19 protein-coding genes are annotated in these 22,484 nt (G+C 48.2%); 2 read left to right on the top strand and 17 right to left on the bottom strand.

What is annotated here, in order from left to right; all coding sequences use genetic code 11:
* The 8 genes from IPP66_17060 to IPP66_17095 all read right to left on the bottom strand — a co-directional run bounded on the left by IPP66_17060 (position 1) and on the right by IPP66_17095 (position 9,649).
* Complete coding sequence (locus IPP66_17060; GenBank protein ID MBK9926983.1) at positions 1–1,029, bottom strand: ABC transporter permease; 1,029 nt, start codon at positions 1,027–1,029, stop codon at positions 1–3.
* 75 nt (positions 1,030–1,104) lie between these two features.
* On the bottom strand, positions 1,105–2,742 hold the full coding sequence (locus IPP66_17065) for an ABC transporter substrate-binding protein (protein ID MBK9926984.1): 1,638 nt from the start codon (positions 2,740–2,742) through the stop codon (positions 1,105–1,107).
* A 370-nt stretch (positions 2,743–3,112) separates the two neighbouring features.
* The gene (locus tag IPP66_17070) at positions 3,113–4,873 is read right to left on the bottom strand and encodes a DUF5060 domain-containing protein (GenBank protein MBK9926985.1); all 1,761 of its coding nucleotides are present in this window, start codon (positions 4,871–4,873) and stop codon (positions 3,113–3,115) included.
* 1 nt (position 4,874) lies between these two features.
* Positions 4,875–5,411, bottom strand: coding sequence for a GNAT family N-acetyltransferase (locus tag IPP66_17075; protein ID MBK9926986.1), 537 nt, complete (start codon positions 5,409–5,411; stop codon positions 4,875–4,877).
* Between the two features lie 90 nt (positions 5,412–5,501).
* Positions 5,502–6,521: a hypothetical protein gene (locus tag IPP66_17080; GenBank protein MBK9926987.1), complete on the bottom strand. Its 1,020-nt coding sequence runs from the start codon at positions 6,519–6,521 to the stop codon at positions 5,502–5,504.
* Positions 6,522–6,770: 249 nt separating this feature from the next.
* Positions 6,771–7,763, bottom strand: coding sequence for an endonuclease/exonuclease/phosphatase family protein (locus IPP66_17085; GenBank protein ID MBK9926988.1), 993 nt, complete (start codon positions 7,761–7,763; stop codon positions 6,771–6,773).
* Positions 7,760–8,212: a DUF3291 domain-containing protein gene (locus IPP66_17090; protein MBK9926989.1), complete on the bottom strand. Its 453-nt coding sequence runs from the start codon at positions 8,210–8,212 to the stop codon at positions 7,760–7,762. Before IPP66_17090 ends, IPP66_17085 begins: the two co-directional genes overlap by 4 nt.
* 9 nt (positions 8,213–8,221) lie before the next feature.
* A complete protein-coding gene (locus IPP66_17095) occupies positions 8,222–9,649 on the bottom strand; it encodes a trimethylamine methyltransferase family protein (GenBank protein MBK9926990.1) in 1,428 nt (475 codons plus the stop codon).
* A gap of 102 nt (positions 9,650–9,751) precedes the next feature.
* On the opposite strand from IPP66_17095, the gene IPP66_17100 reads away from it, so the two are divergent.
* A complete protein-coding gene (locus tag IPP66_17100; protein MBK9926991.1) occupies positions 9,752–11,704 on the top strand; it encodes a PAS domain S-box protein in 1,953 nt (650 codons plus the stop codon).
* On the opposite strand, the gene IPP66_17105 is transcribed toward IPP66_17100, so the two are convergent.
* Both IPP66_17105 and IPP66_17110 read right to left on the bottom strand, forming a co-directional pair.
* A complete protein-coding gene (locus IPP66_17105) occupies positions 11,665–14,160 on the bottom strand; it encodes a hypothetical protein (protein MBK9926992.1) in 2,496 nt (831 codons plus the stop codon). The genes IPP66_17100 and IPP66_17105 overlap by 40 nt on opposite strands.
* Entirely contained in the window at positions 14,157–15,341 is a 1,185-nt protein-coding gene (locus IPP66_17110; protein MBK9926993.1) for an alpha/beta fold hydrolase, read from the bottom strand. The genes IPP66_17105 and IPP66_17110 overlap by 4 nt, the downstream gene beginning before the upstream one ends.
* A 98-nt stretch (positions 15,342–15,439) precedes the next feature.
* Here IPP66_17110 and IPP66_17115 point away from each other — a divergent pair, with 98 nt between their 5' ends.
* Positions 15,440–17,044: an amidohydrolase gene (locus tag IPP66_17115; protein MBK9926994.1), complete on the top strand. Its 1,605-nt coding sequence runs from the start codon at positions 15,440–15,442 to the stop codon at positions 17,042–17,044.
* On the opposite strand, the gene IPP66_17120 is transcribed toward IPP66_17115, so the two are convergent.
* The 7 genes from IPP66_17120 to IPP66_17150 all read right to left on the bottom strand — a co-directional run bounded on the left by IPP66_17120 (position 17,022) and on the right by IPP66_17150 (position 22,429).
* Positions 17,022–17,246, bottom strand: a complete 225-nt coding sequence (locus IPP66_17120; protein ID MBK9926995.1) for a type II toxin-antitoxin system MqsA family antitoxin — start codon at positions 17,244–17,246, stop codon at positions 17,022–17,024. The genes IPP66_17115 and IPP66_17120 overlap by 23 nt on opposite strands.
* Positions 17,247–17,319: 73 nt before the next feature.
* Positions 17,320–17,601, bottom strand: coding sequence for a DUF4258 domain-containing protein (locus IPP66_17125; GenBank protein MBK9926996.1), 282 nt, complete (start codon positions 17,599–17,601; stop codon positions 17,320–17,322).
* A gap of 133 nt (positions 17,602–17,734) precedes the next feature.
* A complete protein-coding gene (locus tag IPP66_17130) occupies positions 17,735–18,385 on the bottom strand; it encodes a hypothetical protein (GenBank protein ID MBK9926997.1) in 651 nt (216 codons plus the stop codon).
* A 275-nt stretch (positions 18,386–18,660) separates the two neighbouring features.
* Positions 18,661–19,629, bottom strand: coding sequence for a hypothetical protein (locus IPP66_17135; GenBank protein ID MBK9926998.1), 969 nt, complete (start codon positions 19,627–19,629; stop codon positions 18,661–18,663).
* 235 nt (positions 19,630–19,864) lie between these two features.
* On the bottom strand, positions 19,865–19,969 hold the full coding sequence (locus IPP66_17140) for an ABC transporter ATP-binding protein (protein ID MBK9926999.1): 105 nt from the start codon (positions 19,967–19,969) through the stop codon (positions 19,865–19,867).
* 11 nt (positions 19,970–19,980) lie between these two features.
* Positions 19,981–20,481: a DinB family protein gene (locus IPP66_17145; GenBank protein MBK9927000.1), complete on the bottom strand. Its 501-nt coding sequence runs from the start codon at positions 20,479–20,481 to the stop codon at positions 19,981–19,983.
* A gap of 151 nt (positions 20,482–20,632) precedes the next feature.
* Positions 20,633–22,429: an ABC transporter ATP-binding protein gene (locus IPP66_17150; protein MBK9927001.1), complete on the bottom strand. Its 1,797-nt coding sequence runs from the start codon at positions 22,427–22,429 to the stop codon at positions 20,633–20,635.
* Positions 22,430–22,484: the final 55 nt, after the last annotated feature.

Below are 22,484 nucleotides of genomic sequence, written 5' to 3' on the forward strand. Positions count from 1 at the left end.
TCACTCCGACTGGACGCGCGGATCAAGATAGGAATAAGTAAGGTCAGCGATCAGGTTCGCCAAGATTACACTAATTGCGATCAAAAGAAATGCGCCCTGCAAGACCGGGTAGTCACGCCGAATTACCGCTTCATAAATAGCGCCCCCCAGACCTGGCCATGAATAGACCGCCTCAATTTGAATGGCACCTGCTACGGTAAATCCAAGGTTGATCGCAATAATGGTTACAATGGGAAGCATCGCATTCTTCAGCGCATGATCCTTCAATATCTGAAACTTGCTCAAGCCTTTTGCCTTGGCAGTCAAAATATAATCTTCAGCCAACACATCCAACAGGCTCGAACGCATGACAAGCATATATTCGCCCATGTACACGATGGTGTAGGTAAGTGTGGGCAAGATCATATGCTTGAATACATCACCAAATTGATAAAACAACGAGTAAGAACTTGTGCCGGGGGTTGCTTTACCCCCAATAGGAAAGCCATGATTACTCCCCCAGAACAATAGAATGATTCCCAGCCAAAATGTGGGCAGACTCCAAGCCACCAGACCAGTGATTAACGCGCTATAGTCAATAGCGGTGCGAGCCTTCCATGCGGCAAATACACCGAAAGCAATTCCCACAATAATGGAGAGTATTTGCCCGGCGCCGATCAACAAAATAGTGTTCCATAACCGTTCAACCAAAAGATCAGACACAGGACGATTGCTGTGGAAACTGATTCCCAAATCCCCTATTGTAAGATTGCGAAGATAAATAAAAAATTGCGTCTCAAATGGGTTGACGGAGCAATCCCCAATTTCAAGCGGGTTGATGGAGTTGAAACAATTGATAACAGGTTTGTCCAACCCAAAGCGGACTCGTATCGCTTCCACCGCTTCTTTCTTCATACGCGGGTCTTTTACCCCGGCACGGGCCGGGTCGCCCGGCAGAACACGAAACAGAAAAAAATTCAGGATGAGTACAAACAAGATCGTAAAGAGCGACCAGCCGATCTTTTTGAGAAGGTAGCGATAGCGATTCAAGGATATTCCCTTTGACGGATGCAGTAAATCGGGCGACAGGGGCGGCGCATCACCGCCCCTGTCGCTTTGTTCTGTTTATTTAACAGGTTCGACAACGCTTAGCGATGTCACGTCAGATAGTTCAACTTTGGGCTTATCAAGCACCCAGCCTGTGAAACGGTCTTTGCGGTATGCTTGTACGCTCTGAGCATAATAAGGGATGATGTAGACTACATCATCAAACACGATCTGTTGCATCTTCCAGACGAGTTCTTTCCTCTTATTTAGATCCAGCTCAGATGCCTGTTCGCGGAATAACGTGTCGTAGTCAGGGTTAGAGTACCCAGATTCGTTACTGCCTGTGGGGATTTCGTCTGAGGTCATAACGCCCAAAAGCAGGTTGGGATCAGGGTCAGAGCCCCATCCCCAAATGATGATATCGAAATCATACGCCGGGCAACAAGCGGATGTCAATGCATCTGGGTCTACAGCCTGCGCCTCCACTTTAACACCTGCCTGTCCCCACATTTCGCTCAACAGTTCAGCGGTACGAGGGGCATCAATGCTGTCGCTTGGCCAACTCAGGCGGAAAGTTAGAGATTTTGAACCGTCAGGTAAATCGCGAGTTCCATCTTTGTCAGCATCCACGTATCCAGCATCATCCAGAATCTGATTTGCCTTCGCAATATCATATTCATAATCCTTGATACTGGAGTTGTACCAAAAGCCAAGACCATCAGGAATAAGCGTAGTGCCTGGTGTTCCCAAGCCAAGTAAAACGACATCAATGATCTTCTTCTTATCTGTAGCATGCGCTAGTGCAAGACGGACATTCCGATCTTGTAAAGCAGGATGTCCCGAACAAATGCCATCTGTTGGCGGACAATTTTCTGGTGACACCTGATTAAAGATGATATCGGTCACACCTGGCGAGAAGGGAGCGCCTGTCACTACTTCCACATTCGGGTCAGTGCGGAGAGTTTCCACTGCGGTATTGGGCATTTCAGTGATCATATCCACTTGCCCAGTTTTAATTGCCTGAACCAATGCATCCTGGCTTTCAAATGTCTGGAAGATCAGTTCGTCGATCTTAGGCATATTGCCGAAGTATTCCGAGTTCTTCGCAAGGTGAACAAATTCATTTTGTTTATACTCGACCATCTTGAATGGTCCACTTCCGATCATGGCAACATTCTCAAACTCAACCGCATTCTCTTTTTCCCAAACATGTTTTGGAACAACATAGAGGAAAACCAATTGAGAATCAATATTCGGTATCGCTTCAGAAAGCGTGATCACAACCTCATTATTTGAAGTCGCTTCAACGTTTTCAAAATAAGCTGTGTAGTCGCCCATCCACGGATAGCCCTCTGTGTTGTGGTACAGATCGTAGGAGAATTTTACATCTTCAGCGGTGAGAGGTTGTCCATCATGGAATTTCACACCATCACGGATCTTGTATGTATACACCAACCCATCATCTGAAACTTTGACGCTCTCGGCTAGGCTCAATTTGAACGAACCATCTAACTGAAGCTGATACATTGTATCGAACACCAATCCAAAAATGGTGTATGCCTCCGTTAATACGGCTACGCCGGGATTCAGCGTATCAGGGCTACCCGCCCACCCCACTCTCATTGTCACGGGCTGAGATTGACCAATTGCCCCACATGCAGAAAGCACAAGTGCAACCACGGTCAACAGTACAACGAACGTATATTTAACTTTCATCTTGCTCCTCCTTCGCTTTGGTTTATTGGCGGACATCCCATACTTAAATGGAAACTGCATCGACGGCACGATTAGATCAACCGCGATGCAGAATGCACATCAAACAATTTGTTTCGCTTTTATATGTACTAGGTGGCTCGGTCGTGTACATTAGAAAGATTTTACTTTAGTTTCGAGAATGGGAAAAGGCATTTTCCGTTGCATCATCAAAACCAAGTGGGTGATCTTAAGCGCATCCGACTAGGGTAGGTTAGTGCCTAACTTCGATGCACCTTTTATTTAGTAGTTATGTTTGTTTAGAGTAAGTTTTCTTGTGATTTATTGGCTACACGAAATATTGTTGGGGACAAAAATATCATCCCTTGTCTTGCTACTCTTTTCTTATTATCTTCAATGCGATATCTGCTTTGAATTCTGGTACTGCGATAGCACACTCAGTGTTCGAGCATTCAACTGCAACAGTATCCAGATACTCGCCTGTCCATGTGTTGTACGGTTGGATCGTGTACGACCCAACTGGTAAGCCACTCAAAGTAAGTTCAACGTTAGAACGTAGAGGCATATTAGTTCGCACCTCGTCAATGGGTTTACCTTCGAGTGAAAAATCTTGGACCCAGATCAGGCCGCCACCATTTCCCGCAAATCCCCAAGCACGGACTTGTTCATCACTCGAAGTAATTGGCAACGCAGACGGGTCCCATTTTGCCAACGGCACATCGCCAACAAATTGTGAAAGCCTGCTAATGTCCGCGTACATTTCGGGAGTCATTTCAGCCCATGATCCGCCGCTGTTCCATTCCGCTGGGGTCATGGCGGCACCTGCGCTCAATGCGGCCCAATTCGAGTTGTGGAACAGTTCAGGATAGTATGTGTTGCCCGTCACGCCAAATTCACCGATCCAGTTGGGTTTGTCGGCATTCTTCAACATTAATTGTGTCCATTCGGCCACATGTTGAGCTGCACCTACAGTATCGTTTACGTTACCGTCACCTTGCGCGCCGTTATCGAAATCATAAAGATGCACCTGCGGCATATCCATGACTACATGACCGGTCGGCCAATCGAACTCACCTGAACCGCTAGCAGTTGTTGGATGGCGATACGGATCGTTAGCCACAAAATAATCGTTCACTTTTTTATGCCAGGGATCGGTCTGATCGTAGGCGTTTGTGCCGTTGATCTCGGAGGCGGTTAGCCACATCCCTATTGCAGGACTATATCCCCACCGTGCGATTGTGTAACGATATAAGTTTTCCTGCCAAGCCCAAGGTTCATCAGCGGTGAAAAAGGAATTGATATCGCTCAATTTGCTAAACCCATTGGCACTCCAATTTCCCCTGCCCCATGCATGTGTCTCATCACGGAGTTCAGGATGATCCCAAATAGTGAAGACAAGAACAACACCTTTCTTCTGGGCATCCTTGACAACCAGGTCAATGATGTTCATTGGGCCCATGGAATAATTATTGTACTCATTGATAAATGAATTGCTATAGATCGGCCACCACACCACATAGTTTTCATTAGCGGCCTTCATATCATCAAACAAGCGGACACCTGTATCCGCACTGAAGCCTGCAGACAATAAGCTGAACGCGTCACAGTGACCAACGCCATAAAATGGAGTTCCATCGTGATAGACAAGGTAATGCGGACTGTAAGATGGATCATACGTATTACCGGGAATCACCCAACCATGTAAATCAGAAGGTGAAACGGTAAATTCTCCTTCATTAGGAAGGCTCTGGCCGCGCGCATCTTTGACGGAGATCGAATATTTCCACGTGCCTTCTTGTGATGGGGTGAACCGCATTTTCCATGCACCAGCGCCGTCCCAAAAGCCAGGGACCTTCATGGTTTTACCATCGGGCCCTGTAAACACGCCATCAAGTGCAACTTCCCTTGCATCAAAGGGATTGGAATACTTTGCATCTATACCCAAGGTAAGTTCAACCGATTCGTACTTTCGCACGTCTGTCCGATCCAAAACCGCCGAGAGAACTTTGGGGAGGTCAGGCGGGGCAGTTGGCGATGGCGGGGCAACGGTTGGTTCCACAGTTGCCTGCCCACCACAAGCTGTCAGAATAAATACAACGATCAGAAAAGCAGATAATATGATTCTCTTTTCCATTTCAATCGACTCCAAATACATTATTTGAATTTTCCATTAACTTTGAATCTGTCAGGTACTTGACCATCAAGACAATCTCAAACCCGCCCGCATAAGACATGGTATTAAGAATTTCAAATCCCAATTTCGAATAGAAACGAGGTAATGCGCCATCATTATCTACGCAGTCCAAATATACTTTTTCACAACCGTTAGTTTTTGAGTAATTACAAGCTTCAATCGCACATTCTTCCCCATATCCTTTTCCTTTATGTTGAACAGCGCTCGCCAAGGTAGCCATGCAAAGATAGTTGCCCTGCATTTGATCCCCCCAATCCAAAACGCTTTTATCAAGCAAACAAACCACAGCAGTTAATCCGCCATTAACCCAATAACCAAAAAATCGACCAGCCACCTGCCTTTGAGAGATAACTTCAAAAGGGATTGGCTGAGTCCACTGGCGAATCCCTTGCTGGTTGAGCCAATTTGTTCGGGCGACAATAATATCGTAACCTTCTTGTATTTCAGTTGCTTCAATTTTCCGAAAAATTCCGCTCATTGTTTCTCTCGAATGAAATGCTGTGCTGGTTAAGTATAGCATGCACATAAAATAATTTCGTCCGATGGAATTCCATCGGACGAAATTTGATTACCTGCCAGACCTTTGCTTTTCCCACAAACGACGGTCGTTCTTATCATCTGCATCGAGATAGTGTGGATCGACCTCTTTGATGATCTTGTGCCCGTGCGAAGTCCATAGTTCAGAGGCGAGCTTATGCCCGTTCACATGGACGCCCTGTGTGTGGAAGTACTGACAGACACGCGTAACATCACGCAAAAAGATATTCCACGCGGACGGGTTCGCTTCGGGTGGGACAACTTGTGGAAAATCGATCAGCGTGATGTCGCCGTCCCAGTAGAGGATGTTGTAGGCCGATAAGTCGCCGTGGATTCGCCCATTGGCGAGAAGGAGGTCAACGTTATGAATGACGCGTTCAAAAAGTGGACGCGCTTCTTCGCGGTCGAGAGTCACGGAGTTGAGAGTCGGCGCGGCGTTGGAGAAATCCCCAACATACCCCATGAGGATGGCATTCTTTTCCATCGCATACGGCTTGGGGACATCGGCACCCGCGGCGTGCAGAACTTCAAGTGTTTGGAATTCGTAGGCGATCCACGATTGATGACGAAGACCTTCACCGTAATTCGTGCGCTTCTTCATGGCGTGGAGGTCGCCGTCGTTGTGGATGACACTGCCGCTCGCATCGAGATCGGACCGCCCCGCGCGATATTGCTGATCGTTCTTGAGATTGCGCAACATACGCGGACGATAAATTTTCGCGGCGACAAGCGGCGCGTCTATCGCGGACCCGGACCTGCAGAGGTAGACCGACGCCTCTTTGCCAGCCTTGACCTTGCGGAGGACATCGGAGATCCATTGATGCTCGGCGATATCCACGAGGGAAGCCAGCAACCAAGCTTCTTCAAAGCGTGCGGCTTTGTAGGTAAATTTGAACTCACGCGAGATCTCCTGTGCGCGGACGAATAACTGCGCATCGGCTTCGGTCTTCTTTGATTCGCGTTTGCGGGTTGTGCGTTTTGGAGATGACGAGGTTCCTTCGTCGGATTCGTCGAGTTCTTCGTAAAAGTTTAGAAGTTGATTCTTACTCATTGTGAAAGTACCTTGTGTAGATGTAGAAATTAAAAGAAAAACCGCAGGGCACGCCTGCGGTGGTAGGGCAATCGAACGGGTCAATCCGCGATTACATTTCACCTTTGGGAGGCGCGCTTAAAACAATATAGCTGTTTGACAAGATGGATTTCATTTTTTCGTGCCTCCTTTCAAAGAATAAGATTTCGTAATGATTACGATAATGAGAGTCTATCAGGGGAGACTGGGAGAGTCAAGGTGGTTTTTAATTTATCGAAAATCGAATATAGCCAGAACCGGCAAATGGTCGGAACCGCCATCGTCCTTTATTTTATACATGCGCACAGGTTCCACCTCACCACGAAACCATATGTGATCAATATGCTGAAGCACAACATCTTGTTTCGCATTGGGAAGCTCATTTTTATTCAGCAACCAGCCAACTTTTCTAGCCGCACTCTCCATAGACTGCTCCAATATCCGATATGAACCTGACGTTTCATAACTGTTGCAGTCACAGCCAACGATAACAATTCCATCGTCTTTTTCGAGATCATTCAGCAATATCTTTGCCTGACGGTTCTGATTAGCAGTTCGTTGCATAACGACTTCAGGAATATCCTTGAGTTTTGTCCACCACAAGTTATAGGCCAACAAATGTAAGGACGCGAAAGTCACATTTCGCCCATGTACTTTCGTCTTTACGACTACCGCAGGACGGTCAGCTTGCAAGTCCAAGATATACGAAACATCCAAAGGAGACTTGCTGAAGACAGTTGTAGTCCCGTAGTCGTTTTCTGTTCCAAAAACTGAATAGGGATACTTTCCCGCCAACCGATCTTTCAGCGCATCCATCATTTCAGGCTTCACTTCCTGCAAAGCCACCAAATCGGGCTCGTAAACCAAAACAATATTAGCAACTGCATCGTAATCAAAATTGCTGAATAGCACGTTATATGTCATTACCCGCAACTGCCCATCACTTGAGCCCGATTGTAGGTTTTTTGGGAACACATAGGGACGATACAGCCACACAAAAATCAAGGCTGGAATTAATAATAGGACAATATCTCTATACTTGCGTGAACGAATACTCCAAAATAAAAGTATAGGCACTGGAATGAATAGGTACGGCACAAGGCGGTTAACAAGAACAAGCCACCAATTGGCATCGCCAACAACTAACCATGATACAAACCATGCCATTATCAAAATGACATAGCCTGTCACAAGGATCGAAAATTTAGAGACTGTTTTTTTCACTCTTCAGGTGCAGGGAAAACGTTCTTAAACAAAAATGCATGGGGCGAATTCCCATTCTTCCGTAGGTGATCCAATCGTTCTTTTCCCTCTTCTAGCGTTGGGATATGCCCAGCAGGGACCCACCATAACGCCATGTACGGACCGTCAAATTTCTCGAACCATTTCGTGCGATATTTCATGACTCCCGTGTGTTGACTTCTGTAGGCGTACTCACGCAGGGACTCAATACTCTCCCAAACGGACAGGTTGACAATGATCCTGTCATCATCATAGACCTTTACGTTGGTGGCATCACCTGCTTCGGTTTGGAGACGCCACACAAAGCCGGGGCTTGCATCCGCGAGCGCGTTGATGGCAGGCAGTTGTGCGACAAACTCCGCCATGAGTGGATCATCAATCGGTGCGAGTATTCGTCCGATGTTGATTTGTGCAATGTGATATTTTGGCATTATCAACTCCTAATTATTTTCTAACTTACCAATAAATTCTTCACCCTTTCGTATTAACTCCTCATGGTCTTCAGGGACAGGTAAATCCTTCAAGAACTCAAGAGCATATTCCTTCAGCCGCGTCTGTGCATGCGGTTGGCCTGCTTCGATCCACTTCTCCATATTCCAGCGCGGGAAAATGGGACTGACGTAATATCCGCTTTTGTATTTCTTCAAAGTTGTCGGCGCAGTAACGTAACTCTTGCCCGCGCCGATCTGATCGATCTCACTCAGCCCCACATGTGCATCGTCGAGTTGAAATCCGTTTGCGTAGCGCAGGGCCTGGTCAATGATCTCGTGACAGTAGATAAACGTCAGCGGCGAGACCGCTTTGGAGCCAAGCGTATCTCCAACGAATGGCGCGATGCCACCTTTCGTGAGAGCGAACGTGAGCGTGTTCATCCAATACGTTTCCGCGGCGAGCAAGTCCATGCCCCAGCCGGTGCCGCTTCCCGAAGTCCCACAATGTGGAATGCCATAAAACTCCATCATCTCGGCGCAGGCAAGGTTCATCAAAATGCTTTGCGGATCATAAAAATTCATCAGCGTCTTCATATCAAAATAGACAGGCAACATACCGAGCAACATCGGCGCACCTTCTTTATATAACTGTCCAATCACAAGGCCAGCCAGCAGTTCAGCAAGCAACACAGCGATCGTCCCTGCAGGTGTGATCGGCGTCGTCGCGCCAGACATGCTGTAATTCGAAACGATCACGGGCAATCCACGCTCGATGGCGATCTTCATTTTGTCCACGGTACCCTCGTTCATCACCAGCGGCGAAACAGGGTTGAAATACGGAATGATGAACGGCTTCTCGCCCAGATCGCCATGAAGCAATTCGAACATACGCAACACATCGTCAAACTTATGTTCATCCGAACACAACAACACCATCGGCTTCGTGCCATTCGCAAAATGTTCAAGGCTCCCATACACATCCGTCAGATGCTCGGGCACATCGCGCACAATTCCCACCGTTGAAACCATATCGTAATGCCGCAGTTTATTTCCAAGCCGCACCATGTCACGCATGTGTTTACGCTCGAACAATACAGGCGTATCGGTCTCAGGCTCCTGATAATACAACGCCGTCACACCAATCCCGAATCTGATTTGATCCTCTGCTCCGCCAATTTGGAATTGCGGATTCCCTCTTCGATCAAAGATCTGGATTCTCTTCGGCGCGACTTGGATCGCCCACTCGACCAACTCCTTCGGCATCCGCACGCTTCTTCCCTCAACGTTCGAACTGCCGACTCTTTTCTCCAGCATCGCCAACGCGGACGGCGAATCCACGCGCACGCCGGTAGTTGCAAGTATTTGCAACACATACTGATGGATTTCCTGCTTCTGTTCTTTAGTTAACAGGGTAAGTTGTGGGCGGATGTTATTCATATGTAAGGTCTCCTGGCTCAATTTTATCCGAGCCACCAGCGAATCCACAGTAAAATACCAGCCACCATTTTATAAATGGAAAAGAAAGTATGACGAGGCACCATGTACGGATTCATTCAGAGTAAATTTGTCACAGTCAGCACCGGCAAACTGGTCGCGGTCTCGATTGTTACGTCAATCATAATCACATCACTGCTTACAACCATCCTAAGTCTGGTTACTTTGGGGAAAATGTCATTGGAATTGCTTGTCACAAATTCGATCATTGGCGCCATCGTACCAGCCATTGTCGCTCCCTTTGTCATCAATCTAGTGAAACAATCCGCCAGTTGGGAACAGATCAACCAAGACCTAAAGCAAGAGAACATAGATAGGAAAAGACTTGAAAACGAGGCCCTACAAAAAGCAAAAGGCATGCAGGCCGTCAATGAACTTGCCATTGAATGCGCGGCCGCATCACCAGACGAAGATATATTAAAACTCATCACCGGAAAATTACTAGGGATCACCAATGCACTTGGAGTTGGCATCACGATTTACGACTCGCTTACACGGACATTTACAATTAAAAATGTTACTGTTTCAGGTCAGGTCCTTTCCGCTGCCAATCAACTTGTTGGACATAATCTTTTAGGAATGGTAATTCCCGTCTCCCCAGAGGTGGAAGCTCGCATACTGACAGAAAAAGTTGTTGTATTTTCAGATCTATCAGAGATCTCGTTCGGGGTTGTCTCCAAACCCATGGCACTTATACTTAAGAACACTCTCAGTGTTGGAAACTTCACAGGCATGGCGTTAGCTCATAGAGGAAAACTCATCGGCACAGCAGTCATCGCTCAACGTGAAGGAGAGCCTACACTCGACCTTGAAGTATGCAAAACGCTGGCCCATGTGTCTGCTGTATCGATCGAACGTAAGGCCGTTGAAAATGCTCTGAGAGAGAGTGAAACCAAATTCAGGGCCATCATCGAAAACCTCTCTGAGGGAATCCAGCTTCTGGATGAACAAGGTCTGCTCATTGAATGGAACCCAGCACAGGAGATCCTTACAGGGCTCAAACGGAACGAAGTTCTTGGTAAATCTGTTTGGGATGTCCAATTTCAATTGATGCTTGAGAACCGCCGAACCCCTGAAAATTACGAAAGCACAAAACAACGGATCAAAAATATTCTAACTACAGGCAAGTATTCAAACTTCCATCATCCGTTCGAAACAGTGCTTCAACCCGTCAATAGCGGCCCAAAGTATATTCTCCAAACTCTCTTCCCAATTCACACCGACACAGGCCATCGCATTGGCTCTATTATGAAGGACATAACAATTCGAAAACAAGCGGAACTGGATCGTGATAGATTGATCATGGAATTGAAATCAAAGAATACCGAGCTTGAACAATTTACTTATACGGTTTCCCATGATCTCAAAGCACCCCTCATCACGATCAAGGGATTCTTGGGACTGCTCGAAAAAGATGCCTTGGATGGAAACATCGACCGCATGAAAAAGGATACAAGCCGGATCAACGAAGCCGTGGACAAAATGCAACAGCTACTGAACGAACTTCTCGAGCTCTCGCGCATTGGCAGGATCGTCAACCCTTCACAAGAAGTTCTTTTCGAAGAGCTCGTGAAGGATGCAATGAAATCGGTCCGTGGCAGGTTGGAGGAGTATCACGTTATACCGCAAGTTGAAAAGGACCTGCCTGTTGTGTGGGTCGACCGGACGCGCATGATACAAGTGATACAAAATCTTTTGGATAACGCCGCCAAGTTCATGGGCGATCAAGTCGATCCACAGATCACGATTGGCATGCAAGGCCGCGACAAGGACAACAAGTACATCTTTTACATAAAAGACAATGGCATCGGGATCGAGGCACAACAACTCGAACGAGTATTCGGCTTATTTCAAAAGTTGAGCGTGAACGAAGATGGGACCGGCATCGGCCTCGCCATCGTAAAACGGATCATCGAAGTCCATGGCGGCAGAGTTTGGGCTACGTCAGATGGCGAGGGTCAAGGCACGACTGTTTTCTTCACACTGCCAGCACCGTGACGCTGTCGCGCGCGGAAATACACTGTCAGATATAGGGCAATGCCAAAGTTGAAGAACGATGCGCCGCGCAAGTCAGGAGCAGAGCCGATGGCAAACTTCGGCAATATCCATGCAACCCACGTAGCAAGTTGTGGCACAAAAACCTTGTCGTATAAAACAATTGCAGCCGCACCGAGCACTGCACCGGAAACATCCCCTGCCCCGCCCAGGATCACCATCGCCAACACCATCGAAGAAATATGGAAGGACATCGTCTCAGGGTCAACGTAGGCGAGAGTCCCTGCATAGAGCGCGCCCGCTAATCCAGCCATCGCAGAACTTAACACCAAAGCCAATAAACGCACACGTGAAACGTCAATGCCCACAGAGAGCGAAGCCAGTTCATCTTCACTTGAGGCAAGCCACGCACGTCCCATGCGCGAATCAACGATGTGCTTGGAAAACCACGCCACGAGAAAAACAAACACAAAGACGAGATAAAACTTTATCGTCGGATGAAACAGGTTCAAGTTAAAAAAATGAAGCGCGCCAAAACCGCCGAGACCGCCCACACCGCCGGTCACAGTTGGCAGATTGATGATCACCTGTCGAGCAAGCAATCCCAAAGTCAACGTGGCAACGGCAAGAAAATCGCCACGCAACCGCCGCGCCAACAAACCTTTGATCGCACCAAACGCCCCACCGATCACGACGCCGATCAACAACGTCAGCAAAACATCGCCATGACTCAACAACACCGCACCATATGCGCCAAGACCAAAGCTTGCGGCAAACCCAAAATCAAGGAGACCCGCAATGCCGAGTGCGAGATTCAACCCGAGCGTGAGCAGAATGAACACACCGACGATTCGTAAAATATTTTGACTGCCCGGGAAAAGGATGGGCAATAACGCAAACGCGATGAGAGGGACATACCAACGCATCCACCCAGACTTACGGCTGGTCGCCGTCAAAATCACCGAGTCTCGCGCCGAAACGGATTCTGCCAACAGATCGACAGAAGAAGACAATCCCATTGGGCGCCACACCAAAAGAAAAAGCAGAAGCGCAAGTAACAAGACCGGGGTCCATTGCGCGCTGACGTAGTAATCGCTGAGCGAGGAAACCACGCCGACGAAAAGCCCGCTGAACAATGCGCCAACAGGACTGCCGATGCCGCCCAATAAGGCCGCCGCAAATGCAAGCAACCCACTTTGTGCGCCATGGACTCCGAACGGCCTGCCATAATACAACGCAAAGATAAAAGCGGCCGCACCCGCGAACGCACCGCCGACAGCAAAAGCGCGCGTGATGGTCTGGTTGACATTGACCCCTAGAATTTGTGCGGCTTGTGGATTCTGTGAATACGCACGGAGCGCTCGCCCAGTGCGTGTCTTTTGCAGGAACCACGTGGCCAACAAGACAAACCCCACAGCGATCGCGATAACAAAGACATCAGCAAAACGGATAATGACCTGATAAGGCAAACCCAGTGATTTCACTAAATTGATCTCAGGTAAAAGGTTTGGGATGCCATCTGTGGGCACTTCGGGCAAGCCCGGCACACTGCGATGTTCACCGGGAATCCATGAATGTTGAAACGTGCGCCAAACCAACGCCCCTTGAAATAAGATGAAAGACAAGCCAAGCGTAGCGATCAGAGGCGCGAGGCGGGAACGTCCGCGGAAGGGTTTGAAGCCGAGCTGTTCGACACCTACGCTGAGTACACCACCCAGCAACATGGACATACACAACACAAAGATCAATGTAAGGAAGAGTTGCAAGGGCGGCCACTTTTGCGTAATGCCGATGACATTGACAAGAGTCGTGACCAACGCGGATGTTAACGCGAAGACGTCACCGTGCGCCAAATTCAAGGTGCGGACGGTGCTATAGATCAACGTCACGCCGATGGCATTCAGAGCAAGTAATGCGCCGTTGGACAGACCAAAGATCAAGATTTGAATGAACGTCTCGAAACCATTCGGCGCTTTTGATGTGGACGGAGTGGATACATCAACAACTTGAGGAACTTGTTTTGTCGCCGTCCATGTAACGTTGTAATCACCATTGCAACGAGGATTACGATTTAACCAATGGATAGTGAGATTGCCCGAGACTGCCACATCGGATTCAAAATCCATCGTGGTGATAAGGTCTTCTCCCAATGAAATAGAAAGAGATTGTGAGTCCACCACTGGCTGAACTGACTCTTTGATGTTGGTGTAATCAATATTACTGCACGGAACACCATCATTGCCATTGAAGCTATAGCGAATGTCGGTGATACGTGAACCATGAACAGAAAAGGAAATTTGAAACTCCTTACCTTGTGATGGGTCACTACCAGTTCCAGACCAGCTCCCATCGTAGGGTCCGCTGGCTGTAGGAGTAGATGTTTGTAATGGGGTTGCCGTTTGAACAGGCGCACAGGCAAATAAAAATAAAGCAATAAAGATCAGGAAATATTTTTTCATTTTGTGTTTTTCACATGTTCGTCAAAGAATCCAAGTGTACGCCGCATAAACACGAACCACGGCTCTCCGATGAACGAATGTCCTTCGCCATCGTACTGATACAACTCTGCTTGCTTGCCCGCATCGCGCAAACCCTGCGTTAATTTGATAGACCACTCGGGCGGAGTGCCACCGATGTATTTACCATCCTCCGTCCCATAGTGGATTTGAACGGGCACATCCACATAATTCAGATTATAGAAAGGAGCGATTCTCTTCAGGGTATCCGCATCAGATGCGGCGAAGCGATAGGCTTCCTGTACATTCGCCGGCAGACTCAGTGGAATGATATCGGACGAGTTGCACCCGGCGATCAATTCACCTGTTGCAATGTCACCAAAGCAACCCATGCCCCAGCGATTGATGATGTCGGCGTCGTCCGCGCTGACGGGAGAATAAAGAACAGCGGCCTTCACGCGCTGAGCGGAGCCGCCGTTCGTTGGCGGCGCAGTCGAAGCGTCGTGGGAATTATCGAAACCACCAAGGATGGTCAACACCTTCATTGTGACTCCCCCACCCATGCTGTGTCCCCAAATGCCTACACGCTCCGAGTCGGCTTCGGGAATGGAGGGGACGGCATTGATGAGGTTGATCACGTCAATGACCAGACCTGAATAAAAGAAGCTTGCGCCAATGTCTGATTTACCCCAACTGCGATAATCAGACGCGAGGGTGATGTATCCATGTTCCGCCAGAAACGCGGAGGAACGATCTGTTCCATCGCCTGAATGAAACACGCCGCGGTTGAAGTATCCATGATTCATCACAATGACCGGGAATGGACCTTCACCCTTGGGAATCTGCATCACTCCAGTGATCGTAAGGCCATCGCTGGGATAGTCGATCAAATAGGCAGTGTACGCATCCGTTTCTGTGAGCGTCTCGCGGATGTGAATATCGCCACCTTGATAGTTATGCTGACGAAGTCCTTCGATCGTGAAAGGAAAGATCGCCTCTTCAACTGTCGGGGTGGCGGAGGGGACAAGCGTAAGTGTTGGGACAGGTGAAGGCGTAATCGTTTCGATAACAACCTGTGGAGGGGGTAACGTTGCCGTTGATGTAATTGAAGTTGCTTGTGGCGAAGGCTGACAGGCCACAAGAAAGACCAATAGCCATAAGGAAGTCCGTTTATACATGGGCACGATTGTATCAAGATAAATCGGTGGTTGAGTAGTGGAGCCTTAAGCGCCATGTATCGAAACCACCAGAGTATTTTTAAAATCCCGCTATAATCCAAAACATGACACACGCAGACCTCCTCATTACCAACGCCAAAATTTTTACAGCCGATGAAAAGCAATCAATCGCAGAAGCAATTGCTATTCAGGGAAATCGAATATTGTATGTGGGAGCCAACCCAAAAGCGGAATCGTTTCGCGGACCGAACACACGAGTCGTCGATGCACAGGGGCGAACGGTTCTGCCTGGCTTGATTGATAGTCACTTCCACTTGCTCGCTGGCGCAAAGGAATTGCGATTCGCGCAGTTGCAGAATGTCCGCTCGTTGGAGATGCTGAGGGGTGAATTGCTCAATTTCGCTGAATCAAACTCAAGGTCCGAATGGATCGCGGGGATCGGGCTGGTATACGGCGTATTGCCAGATGGAAACTCGATCACACGTCATCATCTCGATGCGATCATCCCAGATCGTCCAGTATTTTTAGTCGCGTACGATGGTCACACATCATGGGCAAATACAGAGGCGTTACGTCGCGCGGATCTATTGAACGGCCGCGAACTGGGAGACTTTGATAAAGTGGTGATGGGCGAGGATGGTTTGGCAACAGGTGAATTGCTTGAGGCTGCTGGAAGCCTCGTTGAAGATCTGATCCCTGTGCCTACGGAAGGAGAAACTCTCGATCTGCTTGCGCGTGCAGTGAAGATGGCGGCAGGCTACGGCTTGACGAGCGTGCACAACATGAACGATAACATCAAGAATCTGCGTGTGTATCAAATGCTGGAAACGCGCGGCGAAATGTCCTTGCGCGTGTATGTGCCATTTCGAGTAGACCCTGAAATGAAAGTGGATGTGTTGAGCGAAGCAGTGGACATGCGCTCGGCATCTACGAATAAGGTGCGCGGCGGACTGGTTAAATTTTTTATGGACGGTGTCATTGAAACAGGCACTGGCTTACTACTCGATGATTACGAATGCCGCCCGGGTTGGCGTGGCACTTCGCAATTTGAGCCCGAGCATTTCGCCGAACTCGCGCTTGAAGCCGATGCACACGGATTGCAGGTCGCTGTCCATTGCACGGGCGATGGCGCAGTGCGACGCGTGCTCGATACGTACGAACTTGTCCGCAAGCAAAATGGACAGCGCGATAGTCGTCATCGTATCGAACACATTGAATTGGTGGATGACTCAGATGTTGGACGTTTCGCACAACTGGGAGTGATCGCTTCGATGCAACCTTTGCACGCCCCGAAAGAAGTCGGCTCACCCGACCCCTGGCCTGCGCGCGTGGGACCCGAGCGTTATCGCCGCTCCTTTGCCTGGCAAACATTGCGCAACGCTGGCGCACATCTCGCCTTCGGCAGTGACTGGACCGTGGCCGATATGAACCCCATGACGGGCATCCACGCCGCATTGAATCGAACTCCGTGGCAAGAAGGTGACCCAAATCAAGCACAGACTCTCGAAGATGTTTTACTCGGTTACACCCGTGATGCGGCATACGCCGAACACATGGAACACGAAAAGGGACTCTTGAAAGAAGGCTTTCTCGCAGATGTGGTCATGCTTTCAGAAGATATTTTCCAAACACCGAAAGAAGAAATGTTACGCGTGAAAGCTGTGTTGACGATCTGTGATGGACAAGTCACGCACGATAGTCTTGAGTAACATCCAGTATTCCCGCATCGGACACCTCGTCCGCCTGTTGCAATAACTGCACAGCGACATCCTCCTCCACATACGCTTCCCCGCAACTGGGACAAACTCGCGCAGGCACGTTGTTTACAACCAAACGCATCTCCCCGCGCTCAAACTGGACAGTAGTCAGCCCGTCCACAGTCTCAGCCTGCCTGCAAATGAGGCAAATCATAGACACCAGACTTCGGAAGTCTTTTGGAAGACTCCCCGTCTTGGCGCATTAAAGAAGACTTCCGAAGTCTTTATCATTTACGGCTCCTCGCATCTTTCTTCCACTTATTTAGGTCAGGGACATAAACCGTAATGATCGTCGTTTCATTCGTCACCAGATTCTCAGAAATCACCACATGGAACGGACGCTTCCCCTGAAACCCCAATATCAAACGACTCGGTTCAGGCGTTTCTGACGAGTAATCTTCGATGATCTCCCCTGTTTCAACTGCACTCAACACTTTTTTAATAGCAACACGCCGCTCAAACATTCGTTGAACGGCATGGACACGGAAAATGGTTTTAGGATTATTCACTGGAAAGTCATTCTAGCACAAACAAAACCGCAGGGCGGGAAGGACCTGCAGGGATATATAAATCTATTCTAAAATAAGATAAGGTAAGTTTATCAGGGGAGGTTGGGAAAGGTGAGAATCTACTTTACAAAAATTATTTCCAGAATTGCCAATTGAGTTTCTGGATTTCTTTGGCAACTCTTAAATCACGTTCACTAAGTATTGCCTTTGAAATATATTCATCAAAAGTGACTGTTGAATTTTGTTTTGAGATGGTGCTTTTTAGTATTTCAAATTTTGCCCGATATGGTTTGTGAATATAAGTACTCGAATTCGAGCACACAATTGCCAATGTACCCATAGTTGACTTTTCATATTCATTTTTTACTTTATCATCAGCATCTTGCTGCGGAAAAAGGTAATAAGGGTTTACTGGTTGGTCACATTCAATGCGGTAAGTCTTCCCCAAAATTCTGTCATATTCAGAATCGCCTATACAAAACCCCTTAATATTTATTGGCTCAAAATCTTTCGACCAATTCCAAGTCCATTTACAATCCCATAAATTCATTATTACAAATGAACTGCGCACTCTTTCCTTTGCAACTAATTCATGTTTTTTAGAAATTCGAATTTCATCTTCTGAACGTTTAGCCCTACTCTTATAATCAAGTTGAATTACACCCTTTATTCTCTCGACTGCTTTTAAGATTGTTTCTGTTCTCACGAGCACCACAATAACTAAATCTAGGATTCCCACAATCACTGTAGCAACAGCTATATTTCCAATAGTTAGATTTTCCATGATCTATCCCTAGTTTTGCTCCAGTTTTTACATATACCTGATTGTAATTTCGCAATCTTTAAAATAGATTAGCATTGGGCGGGTCGCCCCTACTCCTGAAGTCCTGTTTTAACTCATAATACCCAAAATACCGAACCTGTCAGGTTTATATACTTATCTTTAGATAAGCAATTGTTCTATCTTTCCATCACATCGGGAATCACACGCGGGCCTGAACCAATGGGCTCAATCGCCAACAACACCTTACTGCGTGAGGAATAATAGACTCGATATTCCTAGCTATCCACTAGGGCGTTGAAAGCGTTACGTGACACCCTAAACTTGAGCTTCTTAATCGTGTATGTGTAATAACGTCCATTGCGGGTACGGTGCTCCGTGCGGATGACATATCCCTCCTCATGGGCCACACTTCGTGTTATGAGATCGAAGAAGGTTTGGAATATCTTCCAAACGACGCCTAAAGCTAACAACATCAGGATCACACCAAACACGATTGCCCAAGTTTGATCCTCACCGCTCGTCGGCAAATTGAAATACATCCAAACACCAAAACCTGTAAAAAGCAAAAACATGATTCCCTGCACGGCCACAAATCCGATCAAACGCAGTGATTGACTTCCACTCAACGTGCCCTGACGATTCAATGCAAGATCATCCGTTGTGAATCGATGGGCCTTCGACAACGCATCCAGAAGCAGGTTTTGACCTTGCCCCGCAGTCTCGCTTCTCATCAACGCCTCGGCCTGAATCACCAAACCAGAATTGGGCAAACAATAAAAGCGATACTCCCCCGGAGGTGGCATGGAAACATTGCCACGTACCGTTCGCAAATTGCGAGATTCAGAAACGATCTTATACCGTCGGCCTGTCCACTCCACCTTGCCCAAAACAGTTTCAACCTGACCCATATCAATGTCATCTCTCGCAAATATAAAACTTAGATCAGGAAAAAGGACAACAGCCATAACCAACAATACAATGGCGATAGCACTTACCGCCGCGACTACAGGCCCCACCAATGACGGTCCCAAACCATCGCTGACCATTGCCCAAAAGAAAAAGCCAAATGCCCCACACAAGATCATTAACACAACTACCCAACGGACAATGCCCCACAATTGTTGCCTTACCATCTTCTTTAGTACGAATTGCTGTTCATCTGTCAAACGTCCACGTTGGTTAGACTCGAGATTCTTCTGAGTAGGACTGCCAAAGAAAGTATAAAGGTTGGTTGATGTCATCATAAGCAAGAATTATACAAACAAGTGGCTAAAGAGTCACTCCTGAAAGCCTGTTTTATACAACTCAACCCTCACCGCCCTGCGGGCACCTCCCCTAAATCCGACGATATAAACTTTGGATACGCATGCAAACTTCCCCTCGTCGGATTTGGGGGAGGCTTGGGGGGGGCAAGAATCATTCCTCCCCCCTGTCTTCAACACAACTTTAGGCGGGTACCCTTCGGGCATGATATCGCCCCTACTCTTGGAAACCTGTTTTATAAAGTTCGTAATACATCCCTTGATTCGCCAGCAACTCGGTGTGCGTTCCCTGCTCGACGATCTTACCATCGTGAATGACCACGATCTTATCCGCTAAGAGTTACCGCTTTCAATGAGAAATAACGTGAAATCCAGATCGCCCGGGGATGCATTGTAACGGGTGAGCAAGGCTGCGGCTTCACTGCGATGTTGCGTGCCATGATTGACCACGTGTAGCAAGCAATGCCAGAGGACACGATCACGCAGGGCGCCTTCATCGTTTACATATTGAATATGGTTTTCCACATCTTCATCCGTGAGGCCATCGAGACAAATCCGCATGGATTTTTCTTCTTCCTGGAATTTCTTTTCAAGCAATTCGAGTGTCAGAAAGTCGTCCGGGTTAAGATCCTCATTGAATTTTTTGGATTCAAAAAATCCACGCCAGCCATATTCTGCATCGACGACATGCAGCATGGTGCGACGCAATGGGCCCATGGGAAATTCAGACGGGGTGACAAATTGCTCCTCCGTTACTTTCGTGGCAGCCGCAAGGATTTTTCTATTTGCCCAGTAGTTGTAGTCATAGATAAATCGAATGTCTTGAATATTCATTGTATAAATCCTTTTCTATTTGATTATCAAAATCACAGTCCGATCAATATTAGCACAATGCGTAAAGACGACCCTTCATGGTCATCTATCGTCACGACAGGCAAGGCGACTCTGCAATCCATGAAATTGGTCAGCACTGGGCAGGTCGCCCCTACTCTTGGAATCCAGTTTTATAAAGTTCATAATACATCCCTTGATTCGCCAACAACTCGGTATGCGTTCCCTGCTCGATGATCTTCCCATCGTGAATGACCACGATCTTATCAGCACTCGTGATGGTCGAAAGGCGATGCGCGATCACGAAGGATGTGCGTCCCTGCAACAGAGTCGCCAGTGCGCGTTGAATGATCTGCTCGGTCTGCGTATCCACTGAGGAGGTCGCTTCATCCAAGATCAAAATGCGCGGGTCAGCCAACAACGCACGCGCGAACGAGATCAACTGACGTTGTCCCACGCTCAACGTCGCGCCGCCCTCTTCCACAGCTGAATCGTATCCATTCTTCAAGCCCATGATAAAGTCATGCGCACCCACCGCCTGCGCCGCGGCGATCACTTCTTCATCGCTCGCGTCCAACCGCCCGAACAAAATATTTTCCTTCACCGAACCATTGAATAGGAACGGGTCCTGCAACACCATGCCCATCTGCCGCCGCAGGCTTTGCTGAGTCACTGTCCGCAAGTCAACGCCGTCCACGCGCACACAACCCGAAGTCGGGTCATGGAAGCGCGTCAACAACTTCACGATCGTCGTCTTGCCCGCGCCCGTCTCCCCCACCAACGCCACAGTCTGACCCGCATCCACATTCAGATTAATTCCATCGAGGACAAGAGTCTCATCATCAGAATAATGGAACTGGACATCTTCGAATCGGACTCCGCCGGTGACTGCTTTCATCTCGAGAGCATCTTCCGCATCCCGCACCTCTATCGGCGTATTGAGCAATTCAAGAATGCGTTCGCCGCCCGCCATCGTAGATTGAAGCGTATCGAAGCGTCGACTCAGATCACGGATGGGATCGAAGAGGCGGTCAATGTACAACACGAACGCGATCAACACACCGGGCGTGATCGACTCTCCCAACACCGCCTTGCCGCCAATATACACAACAAGAGCCGTTGCAATCGCGCCAAGCACATCCACAACCGGCGTGAACGCAGAAGCCACCTTCGCCGCATCGAGACTCGTCTCAAGGAAGTAGCGATTGACATACTCCTTGAAATTCTTGAAGTTATGTTCCTGACGCGAAAACGCCTGCACCACTCTCACACCATTGACGTTCTCTGCCAGTACTGAGTTAGTCCATGAGACGGCCGCACGCACCTTGCGATAATTTCTGCGCGCGATGTTGCGGTACAACGAGGTCGCAAGGATCATCAACGGGATGACCGCAAACGTGATCAAGGACAAATGCCAATCGAGCGACAACATCGCAACGAGAGTTCCAATGATCGCCAACAAGTTACGGACAATCGCCAGCACCGCCCAAGTAATGAACTCGCGCAACGTCCCCACATCGTTGATAACGCGCGTAATGACACGTCCCACACTGTAACGGTTATAGAAGCTCAACGACAGCTTCTGCAAATGATCGAACATCGCCGTGCGGACGTCATACAATACGTGCTGTCCCACCCGCGACATGATACGCACACGAAAGAAGTTCGTAATGAGTTGTACACCCGCCACAATAAAATAAGTGACGGCGATCACGCCCAGTGCACGCAGGTCCCGTTTGCCGATGCCATCGTCAATGGCAAGCTTGACGAAGTACGGTCCAGACACCGCCGCAATCGTGACGATAATCATGTAAATCAGTGAAATCAACATCTGCCGCGAATAAGGCTTCACGAATCGCAACAGTCCGCGTGCCACCTTGGGGTCATAGCCCTTATCGTAGGCTTCTTCAGACTTGGTAATGTAATCGGGAGGAATGATTTTTGTTGTCATAAGTTATTTCCGTCCTGAGCGGAGTGAGGAGCGCTCTTTGCGACGAACGCAGTCG

This window comes from Candidatus Defluviilinea proxima, from assembly GCA_016721115.1.
Classification (GTDB): Bacteria; Chloroflexota; Anaerolineae; order Anaerolineales; family Villigracilaceae; genus Defluviilinea; species Defluviilinea proxima.

Excerpts from the sequence above, each read along its gene's own strand:
- IPP66_17065 (MBK9926984.1), bottom strand. The coding sequence starts at position 2,742 with ATGAAAGTTAAATATACGTTCGTTGTACTGTTGACCGTGGTTGCACTT.
- IPP66_17070 (MBK9926985.1), bottom strand. The coding sequence starts at position 4,873 with ATGGAAAAGAGAATCATATTATCTGCTTTTCTGATCGTTGTATTTATT.
- IPP66_17075 (MBK9926986.1), bottom strand. The coding sequence starts at position 5,411 with ATGAGCGGAATTTTTCGGAAAATTGAAGCAACTGAAATACAAGAAGGT.
- IPP66_17080 (MBK9926987.1), bottom strand. The coding sequence starts at position 6,521 with ATGAGTAAGAATCAACTTCTAAACTTTTACGAAGAACTCGACGAATCC.
- IPP66_17090 (MBK9926989.1), bottom strand. The coding sequence starts at position 8,212 with ATGCCAAAATATCACATTGCACAAATCAACATCGGACGAATACTCGCA.
- IPP66_17095 (MBK9926990.1), bottom strand. The coding sequence starts at position 9,649 with ATGAATAACATCCGCCCACAACTTACCCTGTTAACTAAAGAACAGAAG.
- IPP66_17100 (MBK9926991.1), top strand. The coding sequence starts at position 9,752 with ATGTACGGATTCATTCAGAGTAAATTTGTCACAGTCAGCACCGGCAAA.
- IPP66_17105 (MBK9926992.1), bottom strand. The coding sequence starts at position 14,160 with ATGAAAAAATATTTCCTGATCTTTATTGCTTTATTTTTATTTGCCTGT.
- IPP66_17115 (MBK9926994.1), top strand. The coding sequence starts at position 15,440 with ATGACACACGCAGACCTCCTCATTACCAACGCCAAAATTTTTACAGCC.
- IPP66_17120 (MBK9926995.1), bottom strand. The coding sequence starts at position 17,246 with ATGATTTGCCTCATTTGCAGGCAGGCTGAGACTGTGGACGGGCTGACT.
- IPP66_17130 (MBK9926997.1), bottom strand. The coding sequence starts at position 18,385 with ATGGAAAATCTAACTATTGGAAATATAGCTGTTGCTACAGTGATTGTG.
- IPP66_17135 (MBK9926998.1), bottom strand. The coding sequence starts at position 19,629 with ATGATGACATCAACCAACCTTTATACTTTCTTTGGCAGTCCTACTCAG.
- IPP66_17145 (MBK9927000.1), bottom strand. The coding sequence starts at position 20,481 with ATGAATATTCAAGACATTCGATTTATCTATGACTACAACTACTGGGCA.
- IPP66_17150 (MBK9927001.1), bottom strand. The coding sequence starts at position 22,429 with ATGACAACAAAAATCATTCCTCCCGATTACATTACCAAGTCTGAAGAA.